Source organism: Vibrio sp. SCSIO 43086 (assembly GCF_051132235.1).
Classification (GTDB): domain Bacteria; phylum Pseudomonadota; class Gammaproteobacteria; order Enterobacterales; family Vibrionaceae; genus Vibrio; species Vibrio diabolicus.
Map to the genome: position 1 here is coordinate 3,264,397 of NZ_CP072677.1, position 15,743 is coordinate 3,280,139.

13 protein-coding genes and 1 pseudogene are annotated in these 15,743 nt (G+C 42.8%); 6 read left to right on the top strand and 8 right to left on the bottom strand.

Annotation, left to right across the window (positions count from 1 at the left end; translation table 11 throughout):
• Positions 1-73: 73 nt before the first annotated feature.
• Positions 74-946: a hypothetical protein gene (locus tag J8Z23_RS15465; protein ID WP_226977480.1), complete on the top strand. Its 873-nt coding sequence runs from the start codon at positions 74-76 to the stop codon at positions 944-946.
• Positions 947-1,009: 63 nt separating this feature from the next.
• On the top strand, positions 1,010-1,798 hold the full coding sequence (locus J8Z23_RS15470) for a hypothetical protein (protein WP_104969926.1): 789 nt from the start codon (positions 1,010-1,012) through the stop codon (positions 1,796-1,798).
• A 172-nt stretch (positions 1,799-1,970) separates the two neighbouring features.
• Here J8Z23_RS15470 and J8Z23_RS15475 read toward each other — a convergent pair whose 3' ends face one another.
• A complete protein-coding gene (locus J8Z23_RS15475; RefSeq protein ID WP_213971073.1) occupies positions 1,971-3,533 on the bottom strand; it encodes a sensor domain-containing diguanylate cyclase in 1,563 nt (520 codons plus the stop codon).
• Positions 3,534-3,901: 368 nt separating this feature from the next.
• Here J8Z23_RS15475 and J8Z23_RS15480 point away from each other — a divergent pair, with 368 nt between their 5' ends.
• The gene (locus J8Z23_RS15480) at positions 3,902-5,437 is read left to right on the top strand and encodes a putative bifunctional diguanylate cyclase/phosphodiesterase (RefSeq protein WP_104970084.1); all 1,536 of its coding nucleotides are present in this window, start codon (positions 3,902-3,904) and stop codon (positions 5,435-5,437) included.
• A gap of 117 nt (positions 5,438-5,554) precedes the next feature.
• Positions 5,555-5,764, top strand: a pseudogene (locus J8Z23_RS15485) (IS5/IS1182 family transposase); the annotation flags it as partial.
• A 31-nt stretch (positions 5,765-5,795) separates the two neighbouring features.
• Here J8Z23_RS15485 and J8Z23_RS15490 read toward each other — a convergent pair.
• Genes J8Z23_RS15490 through J8Z23_RS15500 form a run of 3 tightly spaced genes read right to left on the bottom strand, consistent with a single transcriptional unit; the run spans position 5,796 to position 9,719 of the window.
• Positions 5,796-6,641, bottom strand: a complete 846-nt coding sequence (locus J8Z23_RS15490; RefSeq protein WP_086046846.1) for a dimethyl sulfoxide reductase anchor subunit family protein — start codon at positions 6,639-6,641, stop codon at positions 5,796-5,798.
• 1 nt (position 6,642) lies between these two features.
• The gene (locus tag J8Z23_RS15495; RefSeq protein WP_005393756.1) at positions 6,643-7,263 is read right to left on the bottom strand and encodes a DMSO/selenate family reductase complex B subunit; all 621 of its coding nucleotides are present in this window, start codon (positions 7,261-7,263) and stop codon (positions 6,643-6,645) included.
• An 11-nt stretch (positions 7,264-7,274) separates the two neighbouring features.
• Entirely contained in the window at positions 7,275-9,719 is a 2,445-nt protein-coding gene (locus J8Z23_RS15500) for a DmsA/YnfE/YnfF family dimethyl sulfoxide reductase (RefSeq protein ID WP_104969927.1), read from the bottom strand.
• Between the two features lie 191 nt (positions 9,720-9,910).
• Between J8Z23_RS15500 and J8Z23_RS15505 the strand changes: the two genes are divergently transcribed.
• Together J8Z23_RS15505 and napF are read left to right on the top strand one after the other, a co-directional pair.
• Positions 9,911-10,486 carry a TorD/DmsD family molecular chaperone gene (locus tag J8Z23_RS15505; RefSeq protein ID WP_005393760.1) on the top strand — a complete coding sequence of 192 codons (576 nt, stop codon included), beginning with the start codon at positions 9,911-9,913 and terminating at the stop codon, positions 10,484-10,486.
• Positions 10,479-11,000, top strand: coding sequence for a ferredoxin-type protein NapF (napF, locus tag J8Z23_RS15510; protein WP_104969928.1), 522 nt, complete (start codon positions 10,479-10,481; stop codon positions 10,998-11,000). Before J8Z23_RS15505 ends, napF begins: the two co-directional genes overlap by 8 nt.
• Positions 11,001-11,585: 585 nt before the next feature.
• On the opposite strand, the gene J8Z23_RS15515 is transcribed toward napF, so the two are convergent.
• The 4 genes from J8Z23_RS15515 to fabR form a co-directional block, all read right to left on the bottom strand.
• On the bottom strand, positions 11,586-12,497 hold the full coding sequence (locus J8Z23_RS15515; protein ID WP_192943661.1) for a sensor domain-containing diguanylate cyclase: 912 nt from the start codon (positions 12,495-12,497) through the stop codon (positions 11,586-11,588).
• A 434-nt stretch (positions 12,498-12,931) separates the two neighbouring features.
• Positions 12,932-14,200 carry a tyrosine-type recombinase/integrase gene (locus tag J8Z23_RS15520; protein WP_104969930.1) on the bottom strand — a complete coding sequence of 423 codons (1,269 nt, stop codon included), beginning with the start codon at positions 14,198-14,200 and terminating at the stop codon, positions 12,932-12,934.
• 296 nt (positions 14,201-14,496) lie between these two features.
• Positions 14,497-14,862, bottom strand: coding sequence for a YijD family membrane protein (locus J8Z23_RS15525; protein WP_005378634.1), 366 nt, complete (start codon positions 14,860-14,862; stop codon positions 14,497-14,499).
• On the bottom strand, positions 14,862-15,503 hold the full coding sequence (gene fabR, locus J8Z23_RS15530) for an HTH-type transcriptional repressor FabR (protein ID WP_005378632.1): 642 nt from the start codon (positions 15,501-15,503) through the stop codon (positions 14,862-14,864). The genes J8Z23_RS15525 and fabR overlap by 1 nt, the downstream gene beginning before the upstream one ends.
• Positions 15,504-15,743 lie beyond the last annotated feature (240 nt).

A 15,743-nucleotide genomic window follows, 5' to 3' on the forward strand; every position in this document is an offset into this window, starting at 1 on the left:
CGTCAGACTTCTTATTGATGGGAGTATATATTAACGCAACTAAATGCATTTTAAGATGGATGATATATCTGCTATGACTAATCAGAATATTTCAAAAGAAGAACTTCAAGAACTAGAATACGAAAGACTAGAGCTACTGAACGACTTTAAAGAGCAGTTGGCAGTGTTCTGTGATTACCTAAAGGTTGACTTAGACCAGCAAGCAACCTTGAAATCACTAGACACCGCAACAGCACTCACGCTTTCCTCTCCACGTTATATTCCTGCACGAAAGGGAATGTTAAACAGCTCAGCTCAAGGCTATTTAAGATTAAAATTGGTTGAGAAAGTCAAATCAACCGCTTCAGACATTGTTAAGGCGCTGGCCAACAAAATTGCAGACTCTTCCCAAAAACTGCCATGCAACGACATTGCACTTAAAGGTTCCGCCGATTCCATCGCCTCTAAGCTGACTCAACGCTACTTGTTTGGTCATGTACGCTTTTACGACATTGAACCAATTCCAGAAGTCCCGACATTGAGGAACAAAGACTTAAGCGCTTTATGTGAACGTCACCTTCTCGATCGAGTAAAGGAGCATTATACGTCTCAGTACCACCGCTACAGATTATGGGACGGAAGAGCCATTGCTCTATTTTCTAGCTACCTGTTTGATGTTAAAAGTGAAGAACATCATTTCTTCGATTCTAAGAACTTAATTCATCTTCTGGATAACGACCCAGAGCCAATCAACAAAGAATGGTTTAAAGAAGAATGCATCGAGTGTTGGGAAGCGCTTTATGCAGATGGCCCAAGTTATTCGTATACCGAACTTGCCTATCCTGATGAGAGTGGTGTCATTTTTGAAGAGTACGTACCACTAGTCATGGTAAGTGAAGATGTATGGGATTCGCTTTATGAGCGCTATAAAAACAAACTGAAAGAACGTGTAGAGTTCGCCCAATAACTCTTGTGTCTTACCTCTCATCAAATTAAGAAAATAACCGTCAATAATAGGAACAAAGAGAAAATGACCGCGACAATTTCAGTCAGTAAAAGTGCGATATTTGAGCTAATCATGGCTGGTTTAGAGGCTTATGCGATAAAGCACGAAGGCAGCAAATCAGTCTCCATAGAGACAGCGGCCCACCTTTGGGGATATGCGAATAAAGCCCACCCATTTAAATGTACGATAAATCATGTTTCTGTTGAAACATCAGCTAAAAGAAAACGCTCTTCAGTTGAATGGAACCCACTCTCTCTTTCAATAAAAAAAGATATCGCTAAAGTTTTCGGCGAGGATTATCAATACATTGGAACGGCTCATTCTCATCCCTACTTACGCGAAGAGGTCATTGACGCAGCAACGATTAGAAGCAATAAACTGTACGAGCTATCTTCTTCGGATCACTGGTGTGAGCTTGCGCGTCCTGAAATACAGGTTGCAGGAAGATCATACAGTGTGGCAATGATATTAACGGTTCACTCTATGCTAAAAGCCAACAATCGAATGGATGGGATTTATGGTGAAGCACCGCTTATTGAATTTTCACTAGGAAATATCAAATGCTGGTTATATGGTCGAGTATTTGAGCACAAACTTAAGTCATCTTTAACGGACGAAGAACAACGCAGCTTTGAGCGCTATCAGCTGGATATTAACGATTTCTCAGACGATGAAACTCTCGCAGTGCCTGTAGAAACCATCTTAGAAAGCGACATCGCTCTTGATGTATTATGTGAAAGTTTTGGTCGGCTGAAATTTGAAGGGAATAACTCAACATATCACTCGGCTGACGATGCTGAGGGCAGATGGTAAAGAAACGAAGCAGAAGTCTCGTGAAATAACTACCTCTAGCCACCTATCAAAACTAATTCGCCCCGACTTCTGTTCTTCAAAATACTTGAAATCAGGTATTAGGAAGGAGCAATGACCTTCCTAATACTTAAGCACTGCGCATAATGGGGCTATATCATTAATTTCAGGCCTCTCACTTGAAGAGATCGAGTTCGGTGCGATTCCTACCATTATGTTTAGCTTGATAAAGAGCATCATCGGCACGTTTAAGAGTCGCGCTAATCGGCTCATCTTCTGCTGACCAATGAGACACGCCGATAGAAATCGTAACATGCTCTACGGCATCAAACTTGTTTAATGCAATAGATTTACGAATTCTCTCGGCAACGAGTTTAGCCTGATGTATGTCCGTTTTGACTAAGAAAACGATAAACTCTTCGCCACCAGAGCGGCAAACAATATCAACTTCTCGTGCCTGAGCCTTGAGCATACTTGCCACACTGACTAATAAATCATCGCCGACATCATGACCAAAGCTATCATTCACTTTTTTAAAGTAATCAAGATCCAAAGCTAGCACAGAAAATGGAGTTTTTTGTGCTCGCAAGGTATCAATCGCCTTACCTAGACCTCTGCGGTTCAGTAGCCCAGTCATGGGATCAGTTAAAGTATCTAGGTGCAGCTGATCAATAGTGCTGGATACAATATTGAACGTGCTGAGAAATGAACGTTTCAAGTATGACGCTTCAAAATACCAAGGCTTCACTTCATTTAAGTCTTGCTTGGTAGAGTTATGGCTTTCAAAACTTTTGACTACACTGGCTAATTGCCATAAAGGTTTCGATATAAAAATCGAAGAAACCCAAATAATCAAAAATATAAGAACACTAATTGGGAGTGACTCTATAAACATATGCCACATTTGATCGTCAAGCATAGACAAAACGAGCTCTTCTGGCTTCTCAGCAATAATCCCCCAGCCAGCATGTTTTACGGGCGCGTATCCAGAGAGCATGTCAACGCTTTGGGAGTTAACGATAGCTTGTCCCCCTTCCTCACCACGACTTACCGCTCTTATTGCTTCGTTATTAGTAATAACTTCTCCAATTCGTTGCGGATCAGGGTGATAAATCAACGTCTGATGCTTATCGACAACATACAAATATGACCCATCTTTGTAACTATGCTGTCCAAGAATTGTCCTTAATATATTTTTTTGATCGAGGTAGATGGTTCCCGCAACATAGCCTAAGTAATCGCCGTTTTCAGAAAAGATAGGATACGACATGCTTGTCAAATAGTTACCAGCAGGGGATACAAATGGATTCGTGATAAGTGGAGTTTTCGCATTTAGAGACTGTAACGCGCTTTCTTCAGTTAATTGAACACCTTTCACTTCAATAGTTTCTGGTGAAACCGATATGATGACCCCGTCCGCATTCACAATTACGACAGAGTTGAAAGAGTCGGTTTGAGTTCGCAATCGATTTACCTCTTGCTGCAATACAAGCGGCTCAAGCATTCTACGGCTGATTATCGATGCGCTGTACTCTAGTTGGGATAAAGCAGAATCAATAAAAGTATCCGTCATCTCCGCCATTTTAACGGCATATACACGGTTGGACTCTATGGTATTGTTAACTACCAGCTCATGCTGAACTCTATATATGGAGTGAAAAGTATTAAGAAGAGTGACTAGTACACTGAACACACTTAGGCACAGAATTAACTTTCTCAGATTTAACTTATCCCTCATCTGTTTCATTTCCTCCATATACTCCATAAGTTAAATCATCCATTTTTTCATTAGATATAAAAGACATTGCCACTCACAGCTCTATACTAACTCAAAGACTTAATCAGACCTTTGAATACTCTGCATGAAACATCACTCCTTACTTAGAGTTATCTTGAGCTAAACCCCATAGAGAGTAACTCCAAGACGTGACTAGCCAACATACGTTAAAACGCCAAAATAGCCTTAACAGTCTGTGATTAATGCTCGATGTAACATTTTAAACACTTTAGTGATGTGTCACTAGATTGATATGCAATGTAATGATAATTTACTTATATAAGTATGACCTTACTCATGGGCAGTACACGGATAATACTGTGGTCAGTATGAAAAGAAATATAAAATCCTCCACTAAGTTCGTTTTTACTTACTTTGTGTTTGCGTCGCTATGGGTTTGGTTCTCAGATAAAGCAGTAGAACTCCTATCGAGCAATCCACAAGTCTATACCTTGGTTCAATCACTGAAGGGAATGTTATTTATAGTGGTCACATCTTTATTGCTGTGGGGACTGGTAAAAAAGAACAATCGAGAACTTGAACAAGCGAATGACATTGACTCTGTAACAGGTTTACACAGCCCTTTGGTATTTTTTCGCTACCTAGAACAAAAAATCCAAAGTGCCAAAGAAGATGAACACTACGTTCTTTTTCTTCTTGATATTGATAACTTTAAACCCATAGCCGATCGCCTCGGTTTTATGAAAAGTAGTCAGTTTCTAAAGGATATCGCACAATCTATTGACTCTCATACGGTCTTTCCTCTTCTCTCATCACGAATACACTCTGATGGGTTTGCTTGTTTAGTACGAATGCATGATGAAAACCAAATAGCTCTGCACTTAGCTCGCGTTCAAAAGCAGTTTAATCAACATGCAAAAAATCATGAAATTGATGTGACATGCTCTATTGGTGTGGCCTTCTACCCGTATGATGGAGAGAGTGTCAAGCAACTCATGTCATCGGCAAAATATGCTCTAGCTCAGGCAAAAAAAACAAAAAATACTATCCGATACCACGACAAAAAACTCGCTGAAGAAGATTTCCAAAAACAACGCATGATTATAGAGTTGCGTCATGCGATTCAAGAAGAGCAAATACAGATAGTCTTTCAACCAAAATATCGCCTAAAAGACAAGAGAATGACGGGAGTTGAAGTGCTATCTCGCTGGACCCACTCTCAATACGGAGATATACCTCCATCAGTATTTGTCACGCTGGCAGAAGAAAATAATCTTAGTAGCGCTTTAACGAAGCTAGTAATCAAGCAAGCATCAAAGCAACTTAAAGAAGCTCAGCTCCTAGGCCGTGTCATCCAAAGCGTATCTGTAAATATTTCAGCGACTGAGCTAAATAGCACTGAGGGTATTCATCAAATTGAGTATCAGCTAAATCAAGACACTGAACTTTCAAAGTACCTATGCCTTGAAATCACAGAGACAGCCACACTTAAGAATATAGAAAAATGTGCAAGCCTAGTAAAAAAAATGAAAAGGTCTGGTGTAGCGTTCTCTATCGATGACTTTGGGGTCGGTTATACCTCATTTGGAATTTTCAATAGACTCGACGTCGATGAAATCAAGATAGATCGTAGTTTCATCAAAGATATTGCGGTTGATTATCGTTCAAGAGCGATCACTTCAGGCATTATCGACATTGCAAAAGGGTTCGGAATTCAAGTCGTTGCGGAAGGAGTAGAAACCGATCACCAGTTACGAATTCTTGAAGAGTTAGGCTGTGAACAAGCCCAAGGTTTCTATCTAAGCCACCCAATACCTGTTGAAGAATTAAAAGAGAAATTAAATATAACTTCGCAAGACAATAAAGTTGATTTCATTGCAGTGTCTAGCAGGCCCAAAAACTGAAGGAGCGTTGTTTTTAAATACACAGCAATCCCATTTATAGGAAGTAAATGTTTTTATCGTAGGCAGAGGCTAGGAAAATGAAGCTCTGAAAGCATATATATGTTTAAAGTTGAGGCAAGCCTCACTCCCAAAAGGAACGATGGTCAGGATGTAGATAAAAAATGTGTAGATTGGTGCTTATATACATACCGACATCAAGTTGAGAATGCCTTCGCAAGGATTAAGCACTCTCTGTCAATACCAACCAAATATGGCAAGTTAGAAAGAAAATACGCCAGCATGGTATCACTGGCGTTTACTATGATGTTGCTACCGATGTATTGCTGAGAACAATATGTACAGCAAAGCTCAACACGCCCTAGAAACCCACCGTCATGTGTAAGCTGTAAAACAGGCCACGTCCTATCAACTCAGACGCTAAGATCAACACCAGCGCTACGGTTAAGTTAACTGGGTTGACACTCGACTTATTGATCATCGGTAACACCCAAATGAGTAGACCAGCCAGCAGAAGAGCCACTTGCACACTCAAATAACCGCCAAGTCCATCCACCAGTTCAGAAGCTTTAATAATTGAACTTTGTACTTCACTCACAAGGTTCATTTTGCCCACCGTCACGACCAAGCTAATCGCAACCGCAACAACAGCCAACATCACAATGTTTCGATCCACAGTGAAGCGGCTATCCTTGGCAGATACGATCACCAGCTGCGAGAGCAACAAACCACCGACCACCATTGTCATCACAAAGCTTAGCGGTGTGTAAATGTTAAACCAGGTTGGAACGGTATTGATCATGTACACATTCACCATGGAATACATAAAGATACAACCCAGAACCATCGCGCCAATCATTAAGATTTTTTGAACTGCTGCACCGCCTTTATTCAGTACTGATAGCAACCACTGTAGCCCACCAACAACGAAGAACGCAGCGCCAAAGAACACTTCATTTGACAGCCACGCTGAACCTAGCTGGTTAAATGAGTTAAATGCGCGGAGCGGAGAACCTAAATGGGTGATCGAGAACAGAAAGCCCAATCCCATGATCGCCCACAGAGCAAACATCGGCACTTTGTAACTGTTGATTTTTGCTTCATCAAAACCCATGGCCAACGCACGCGCGCTAACGAGTAAGTAACCACCGACGGCCGTTTGCGCCAGCACCGTAAAGAAGATTAAAGAATACTCATGGAAAATCATCTTAAACCTCCTTAGGGTTTGCTAAGTAGCCAGTTGTATCGCCCGTTGGCTTAGCATTCTTGTTCAACTTAATCACAATATTGGGCAAAGTCAGGTGTGAAGAAGGTAGTGGCGCAACATCAGCGGTTGTACCGTATTTCTCACGTAATACCTGGATTTCCCCAAATTCCAACGCACGCAGCGGACAAGATTCAACACACATTGGTTGCTTACCATCAGCCACGCGCTCGTAGCACCCATCGCACTTAGTCATATGGCCTTTCTCTTTGCTAAACTGAGGCGCGCCATACGGACACGCGTTGCTACAGTGCTGACAGCCAATACAAACCTCTTCGTTTACCACCACCAAACCATCTTCTTGGCGTTTGTGCATCGCGCCTGACGGACACACTTTCACGCAAGCTGGATTTGAGCAGTGATTACACGCGATGGACAAATAGTAAGAGAACACATCATTTTGAATCCACGTATCTCCATCTTGGACAAAGCCGCCGCCAGCGTATTCATACACACGACGATAATTACGCTTCACGTCCAAGTCCCGATAGTCTTTACAAGCAAGCTGGCAAGTTTTACAACCTGTGCATTTACTTGAATCTATGTAAAAGCCGTATTGTTTCATCTTTACCTACCTTATGCTTTGTTCGCCAATTTGATATCAACCAGATTGGAGTGTTGCGGATTACCCTTAGCGAGTGGACTTGGTCGCTGAGTCGTTAACACGTTAATCGAGCCAGCATGATCGACTTTTTGTCCATCGGGTGCATACCAAGCGCCTTCACCTAGCGCGACTACGTGAGGCAAGATACGTGGTGTCACTTTGGCGGGAATCCACACTTCGCCGCGATCATTAAAAATACTCACCATGTCGCCATTTTTGATGCCACGGGCCTCTGCATCGATCGGATTAATCCATACTTCCTGACGTGCCGCCGCTTTAAGCAATGCCACATTGCCATAAGTAGAGTGGCAGCGAGCTTTAAAGTGGAATCCCGTCAGTTGCAATGGGTACTTGGCTGTTAGTGGGTCATTGTGTCCCTCAAACGAATCCACATAGATAGGTAGTGGATGAATAACTTCATCTTCTTTTAGCGTCCACTCTTTGGCAATGTTCGCTAGTGTTTCAGAGTAAATTTCAATCTTGCCACTTGGGGTTGAAAGGGGATTGGCTTCAGGATCATTACGAAAATCTTGATAAGCGATGTAATCACGCTGATATTGACGCTTATAAATGCCCAACTCTTTCATCTCTTCAAAGGTTGGTAGAGATGGGTCTTGCTTGCGGGTTTCCGCATACAAATGCTCAACCCACTCTTGCTGTGTTCGCCCTTCAGTAAACTCTTTCTCTACTCCCATCCGTTTGGCGATTTCAGAGCACATTTCGTAGATACTTTTTGCTTCGAACTGAGGCTCAATCGCTTTCTGGGCGTAGATGAAATAAGGCGCATTCGATGCTTTGCCGTCCATTGCCCAGTCATCTTGTTCAGAAGTGGTTAAATCCGGCAGGATAATATCGGCGTACTTAGCAGAAGAAGTCATGTGATTGTCGATCACTACAATCATTTCACACGCTTTATCGTCTTGTAAGATTTCATGAGTTTTGTTGATCTCGGCATGCTGGTTAACCAAGCAGTTACCCGCGTAGTTCCAAATCATCTTGATCGGATTCGCTAAGCGCTCTGCACCTCTCACACCATCGGTTTTGTCTGTCATTTCATGGTGGCGATAAATTGCATCCGTCCACAAGAACATCGAGATAGAGGTTTTTACTGGATTAGGAACCGTTGGGAAACGCACAAACGGAATATTGATATCACTCTCACGAGCACCAGTTGAACCACCAGATACACCTACCGAGCCAGTCAGTAGAGACAGCATAGCAATAGCGCGCGATGCCAATTCACCGTTCGCCGTGCGTTGCAACCCCCAGCCTTGGTGAATGGCACATGGTTTGTTTGCGCCCATTTCTCGGCCCAGCTTAATAATGGTGTCGACAGGAATCCCTGTGATCTTTGAAGCCCATTGCGGCGTTTTTTCTACCCCATCGTCACCCAAGCCTAAGATGTATGACTTGTAGTCGCTGTTTTTTGGTGCGGACGCTGGCAGGGTTTTCTCATCGTAGCCGATGCAATATTTATCGAGGAAAGCCTGATCGACATAGTTCTCCGTGATAAGCACATGCGCTAAGCCTGCTACTAATGCCGCATCAGTAGAAGGACGAATTGGGATCCATTGGTCTTCACGCCCGCCTGCGGTATCGGTGTAACGAGGGTCAATAATAATGGTTCTAACGTTGGACTTATTTTTACTCTCGACATAGTGATGGATCAAACCACCACCAGACATCCGAGTCTCAGCAGGGTTATTACCAAACTGGATATTAAGCTTTGCGTTGGCCAAATCAGAAAACGAGTTGTTCATCGCCCAGCCGCCGTAGGTATGACTGAGGCCTTCCGCAATTTGCGCTGTGGAGTAATCGCCGTAGTGATTTAAATAGCCACCGCATAAATTCATTAAACGAGCAATCAATGTGGATGCTGGTGGCCATGACTTAGTCACTGTCCCGCCAAGCGTGCCCGTACCGTAGTTCAAATAAATTGCGTCGTTGCCGTAGTCTTTGATTAGCCGTTGCATCGTCTTGGCAACTTCATCGTAAGCTTCTTCCCAACTGATGCGCTTAAACTTACCTTCACCACGCTTACCTACCCGTTTCATTGGGTACTTCAATCGGTCTGGGTTATATACCCGGCGGCGCATAGAACGGCCACGTAAGCATGCTTTTACTTGAGGACTGTCACCAAATACGTCTCCACCGGTATTATCGGTTTCAACATATTTGATCTCACCATTTTGTACATGCATGCGGAGCGGGCAGCGTGAACCACAGTTTACTGTGCATGCACTCCAAACAACTTTCTCGTCACTTGTTACTGATTCTACCGCGCGTGCAGGGCTAGACTTAAATGGTAAGCTAATACCGCTGGCTAACGCCGCTGCACTACCTATCGCAGAACTCGCTTTAATGAATCCGCGACGAGTCAGATTCATCAAGTCAGATTGCTGTTTATTCTTCGTCATAATTGGATGCCTTAACATTGCTTGCACATACCACTTTAGGGTTAAATTCGTGCTATTAAAATGATGAGAGCACCCACTATTGATATAAATCAAAGTGAATATTAATTTAATTTTAAATTATCAATTTTGTGATTAAACTTGGCGTGAATATGAAAGAATAGAAACACACATTGTTAAGCTAATTTATTGAAATGAAAACGATTATCTATACACTAAAGATATTAGGCACACTGTTCTATCACAAACGCGGCAAGTCAGAATCGGTTGAGCTGGTACGCTCTTTAGTGACAGAAAATGTCCTTCAAGCAGAAACGTTGCACGCACTCACTTCTTTAACGGACGAACAGCTAGAACGTGATTTCAGCGTGCTATTTGAAGGAATGGGCAGTATGCCAGTCCCACCTTGGGGATCGGTATATTTAGACAAAGAACAGGTATTGTTCGGCGACTCAAACACGCAATATCGGTTATTTTTACAACAGCACGGTATCGAGTTAGATTCAGGCCAACGTGAACCAGAAGATCAGTTCGGATTAATGCTGTTAGCCTGCGCATACTTTCTCGAACAAGACCAAATACAAGCAGCATGTGAGCTACTCGGAGAGCATTTAATGCCTTGGGGATCAACCTACCTTGAGCAGCTCAGAGACATAGCGCCAAATCCGTTTTATCAGCGGTTAGCAGTAGACGTCTCGAAATGGCTAAACGCATTGATTCAACAACAACACATTGAAGTAGTGAAAAAGAAGATCTATTTGGATGAGTGAATCTATCAATACTAATCGACGAGGCTTTCTGAGTCGCTTCAGCCAACCAGTAAAACGGGCTCAGCAAGCAGAAATAACACCGCGCCCCGTAGCACGCCCACCTCACGCGGTGGATGAGGCGTTGTTTGTGCGTCTTTGCGACGGCTGTGGTGAATGCCTCAAAGTTTGCCCAAACAGTGTCATAGAGCTCGATGCTCAACTGGCGCAGCTCAATCTCGATTACAACCAATGCAGTTTATGTAGCGAGTGTGTCAAAGCCTGCCCTAGCGATGCGCTGCATGCTTCTGTACCACTAGACATCAACTTGCGTCCAGACTTTACGCAAAGCTGCGACAATTATCTTCAGACGGAATGCCAGCAATGTGCCTCTGCCTGCCCACAGCATGCCATCTCCGTTCAAGATGATGAACTACCACACATAAACAACGAACTCTGCAATGGTTGCGGGCAATGTCGTATTAGTTGTTATTCAAACGCGATTTTAATGAAGCTGTATAACAAACACTATAGATGAAGTGCATCAAGTGACTTCCTTAACTCTACGTCCTCTACCGAAAGGGCTTTGATGTGATGGACGCACTTCACTTCTTGTACTGTTGTACCGAACTAATGGTACAACCAATAAAACAGAACTAAGGAGCGCTTGTCCCAAACAGCATGCTGTGGAGGATTGCTGAACTGCCGACGACGAGCATCATTAATTGAGCGCGTTACTCAATACTGGTGTGATGCTAGACAACTTGTTCTATCGAGGAGAAACAGCTCCCCCTGAAACGGTTTTCAGTGCTTGATGTTTACTTTTGCTTTTTGTTTTTTTCTGCTTCAATTTTGCTAGTAGCTTAACTGCTTCAGCCCTAGTCAAGTGAGGTTCATTTTTAAGCAGCTTCTCTAGTTTTCTCTCTATACGACTGACCACAACTCAAATCACCTACGGTATCTTAGTTCATCAGTCAAACTACTAAAACTTTCGAGTAGATACCATACTCTTTGCAAATCGCTTTGTCCCATTGTGAGTTACGACACCAGCAGATTCGCAGTACGACCTAGTTGTCCTAACCTGTGGGTTTGTAAGGTCAAGCATGAGTTGCGACACTTTAGTTCAGTCTAAATCTTCTTTGCTCGCGCTTTTCTCGTAGTACATATTCTCATCGGCTTTAGTTATCGCTGACTCTAGGGAAAAGTCTGCTCCTTCAATAATATACTTACCTATTGACGTACCTACCTGCACCTTACCTTTGCCGATATTTATTGGACCAGCGAGTGCACTCTCAATTCTCGACATCACCTCTTCCGTGTAGTATTCGGCTTCTCTATTGCTACTCCCAACGCTCCCTAAAAATACGACAAACTCATCTCCGCCATACCTTGATACTAGGTCGGAAGCCCTCACACTACTTTTCATACGTTCACTTACTTCACGTAATATGTGATCGCCTACTGTATGGCCATGATCATCATTAATTTTTTTGAAATCGTTCAAGTCAATAAATAGCAAAGCAGAAAAAGTGTTTTCACTTATCCTCTTTTTTAGGTCTCGTTGTACGCTTTCGATGAGTCCACGCCTGTTGAGAAGTTTAGTTAATTCATCCATTCGAGCTTGCTGGTATGCCTTCTTTTCGAGTTCCTTTTGCTTTGTAATATCAGTCGAAATACCTAAGATAGCTACAACCTCATTAGAGGATTCGGAGCTATAAATTGGTGATTTCATCTCAAGATAAATCCGTTGCTTACCATTTGCATCATTAATGAAAACCTCTTCCCTAGTCGTTTCTCCCTTGATGACCTTAGCATCAATATGCTTTATGAACTCAACAGTATCCTCTGGTAAAAAATCCGAATCTCTTATTTGACCCAGTTTTTTATTATCAATTCTCATTAACTGCAGGCTTAGGTTATTTGCATAGATATATCTGGATTGCGTATCTTTGATGAACACATATGTCTCGAGATGATCAAGAGATTCAATAAGATCATTAAGATTAACTCCCAACCTTCCTAATTGAAGATACATTATGGCCTCCAGCATGCAGCAAAATATTTTATGTTTATGATAATTTTTTGTTATGTTTATTGGTATCACATTTGAGAATGTTGATTTTAGCAATACTAAAGAGATATTAAACATACCACTCAATAGTAGTATCAACGCACCGTCAATGTGAGGGACTTTTTGGAGTAGTTATTTGATCTATATGACAGTCAACGTTTTGATGAAGGTTAACCCTAAGCTCGTTTAGTTGGAGAGATGATAGTGGATGTTGCCGATGGACAGGAGAAAGGAGCATACGAAAAATCTCAGCGAGTTATGCATTCTCTCTATCGTCTTCCAAAAGACTTCCCCATTCATGAAGCCCACATAGTCAAAGAGCCACGATTAAATTTCGCTCAGATAAAGAGTAACACCCCCTAACTAGTAAGAATAATCTCTAAGAATTTTACAAATGCTTAGGCAAACTTCATCGACTCTAGAGGAATGACATTGCTTGTATCTAACGCTTGCAACTTCTCTCCCCATGCTTGCAGTACCACTAACTGCTCTTCAAGGTAGTCGTGATGGTTATATACCCGCAACATACCTGGTAGCTGGTGACCAACCGTCTTTTCAATCGCCACGATATCCAGCCCCATTTCGCTACAACGGCTGATAAAGGTGCGGCGCAGATCGTGTGGCGAAAAACGCTCAAAATCTTCCGGTAAATTACGTTTGATTAGCGCACGTACTGCTGCGGGTTCTTGAAGTTTGTCATCCATAAGCTGAGGCCAAACAAGTTTCCATTTGCTTGGTACATTCTCACGCTGCTCTTTAAGAAGTTCCAGTAGGTAATCGCTTAATGGTACTTTTCGGCTCTCCTGACTCTTGGTGTGACGTTCTTTTGAACTGGCTGGCAACAACCATACCTTCTCTTGCAAATCTACCTCACTCCAACGCATTTCAAGCACAGCACTAATACGTTGCCCACACCCGAGCAAAAACTGCATTAGACGCACGTTTGAGGGCTCTGTACGCCAAGAAGGCAAGCTTGTTAGCAATGTTTTCAATTCTGAAAAGCTCAAATTGCGTTTTGTGACCTTAGAACCACCACCGACATCCTTGGATTTCAAATGTGGTGCAGGGTGTGCCCCAATCATATTCAAAGCTAGCGCATGGTTGATCACCTGATTGATAATTCTATGGCATGCACTAATCGCACCCGCTTTTCGCTGTCCATTCTCATCAACCTTTGCATCAAATACTTTATTAAGATCATGAATTCTCAACTCTTCTAGTTTGATGTGACCAAGAAATGGTTTGATATCCCGGCTATAGGTTGCCCTCGCTTGTTCTCCTCGTAGCTGCTTGGACAAACGCTTCTCGTCAAAACTGGCAAAAGCATCATCAAAAGTTTTTGCTTCCTCTTGCTCGCGCTGTTCACGTGCCAGTTCCTGCTTCGGATTTTTATTGTTTTCCAGCCAGCTACGGTAACGCCCCGCTTCTGTTCGAGCCTGTTCAAGTGTCATCCCCGTTTCCGGTTTCAACTTAACATACCGCCCCATGGTGATTTTTTCGTGTTTGTTACCAGCCTGAAAGCGAAAGATCCAAGTCATCGTGCCCGTTGGTCGAACGCGAATATTCAATCCTTCGATTTTCTTATCTGGAATTAAATATTCCTTGCCTTGTGGCTTCAATGCTTTCAGCGTGGCATTCGTACTAATTTTATCGACTGGCTTGATCATGACTGAAAAACCTCTGTATTTCTGGGTACGGCTCTGGGTACGGCGTGGGGTACGGGGAAAGACGAGTTTTCATTGTACGGCTAAAGACACCCTTGGACAACGAGCAATTAAAAAACAAATAAAAACAACAAATTAAAATTTAAACCTGGATTTTGGAAGACATTACAAGATTCAGAGTTCGATTTACCCACCATATGGAAGCGGGCGTGCTATTGGAACGCAAAGCGTAACCCACCGCGTCAAATACAAAAAAAGCGAGCTCAATGGCTCGCTTTTTTTAATTTGATTCGTTTTGCTTATTCCGCAGAAGTCTTCTTGCTGACAAAACCTAACTTCTTACCAATCCAGGCGAGTAAGATCATTGAAACCATGATCGCAAAGAAGTTTGAGCCTGCTTCTGGGTATTGCGCTTTAATAAACGCAGAGTGGCCAAACGCACCTACGAAGAAACACGCCAAGCCAACTAATGGGATATCTTCTGATACCGGATTATTTAGGTACTCTTGGTAAAGAGCTTGTACAGCCAGTACGAGTGCAATCAATGGGAAAATTGAAAACGATACTTCACTCATGGTCAACCATGACAACAAAGCATCACCACACATACCTGCAACCAGTGCCAAAATCAGCGTTTTCTTTTCAGATTTATTTCCATTCGACATTATTCTATCCCGCCTTTTAATCGGTTACGTTCACGTTCTTTGCGATACCAATAGGCCCCTTTGGCTATCATTCGCAATTGCATGATCAATCGCTCGGCGAGTTCATCGCGCTCACGTCGATCTAAATCTAAAGCTTCAGCCCCCGAACTGAAAACCAAAGTCACAGACGCTTCTGCTTGAGTATACGCCTCTTCTCTGGTCACGCCGGTGCTCATTAAATACTCGGTTAATTCTGCCGCAAAATGCTGGATTTCTCGAGCAACAGCGGTACGAAATTCAGCAGAAGTGCCGGAGCGCTCACGCAACAACAAACGAAAGACGTTCGGACTACTTTCAATGAATTCCATAAAGGTTTCGACCGAGGTACGAATTACGCTACCTTCTTTCACAATACGTTGACGCGCCTGACGCATCAGTTGACGTAGTAGCAAACCGCCTTCATCGACCATAGTTAAGCCTAGCTCATCCATATCTTTGAAGTGGCGGTAAAAAGAAGTCGGTGCAATCCCTGCCTCTCGGGCGACTTCTCGCAAGCTAAGGCTGGAAAAGCTGCGATCCGCACTTAATTGACTAAATGCCGCATCGATCAATGATCGACGTGTCTTCTCTTTTTGCTGTGCGCGGATTCCCATCGATTTCATTCTTAACTTGCTCTTTTTCTGTAGGGTACAAGAGCCTCAATATAACGCAATTTGCTCCTACGGAGAAAGATATGTTACTTCGCTCGCTCTGAGCGCCGAGAACGTTACTATTGGCATGCATCTAATTGCAATGTTCTCGATGCAATTTATAGACATACAACATACCAAATCATCCTTTTGGTCGATTCTGCGTGATCACTTCCACTCTCTAAAAGGCATGACGTGTACCAATAGAGTAAA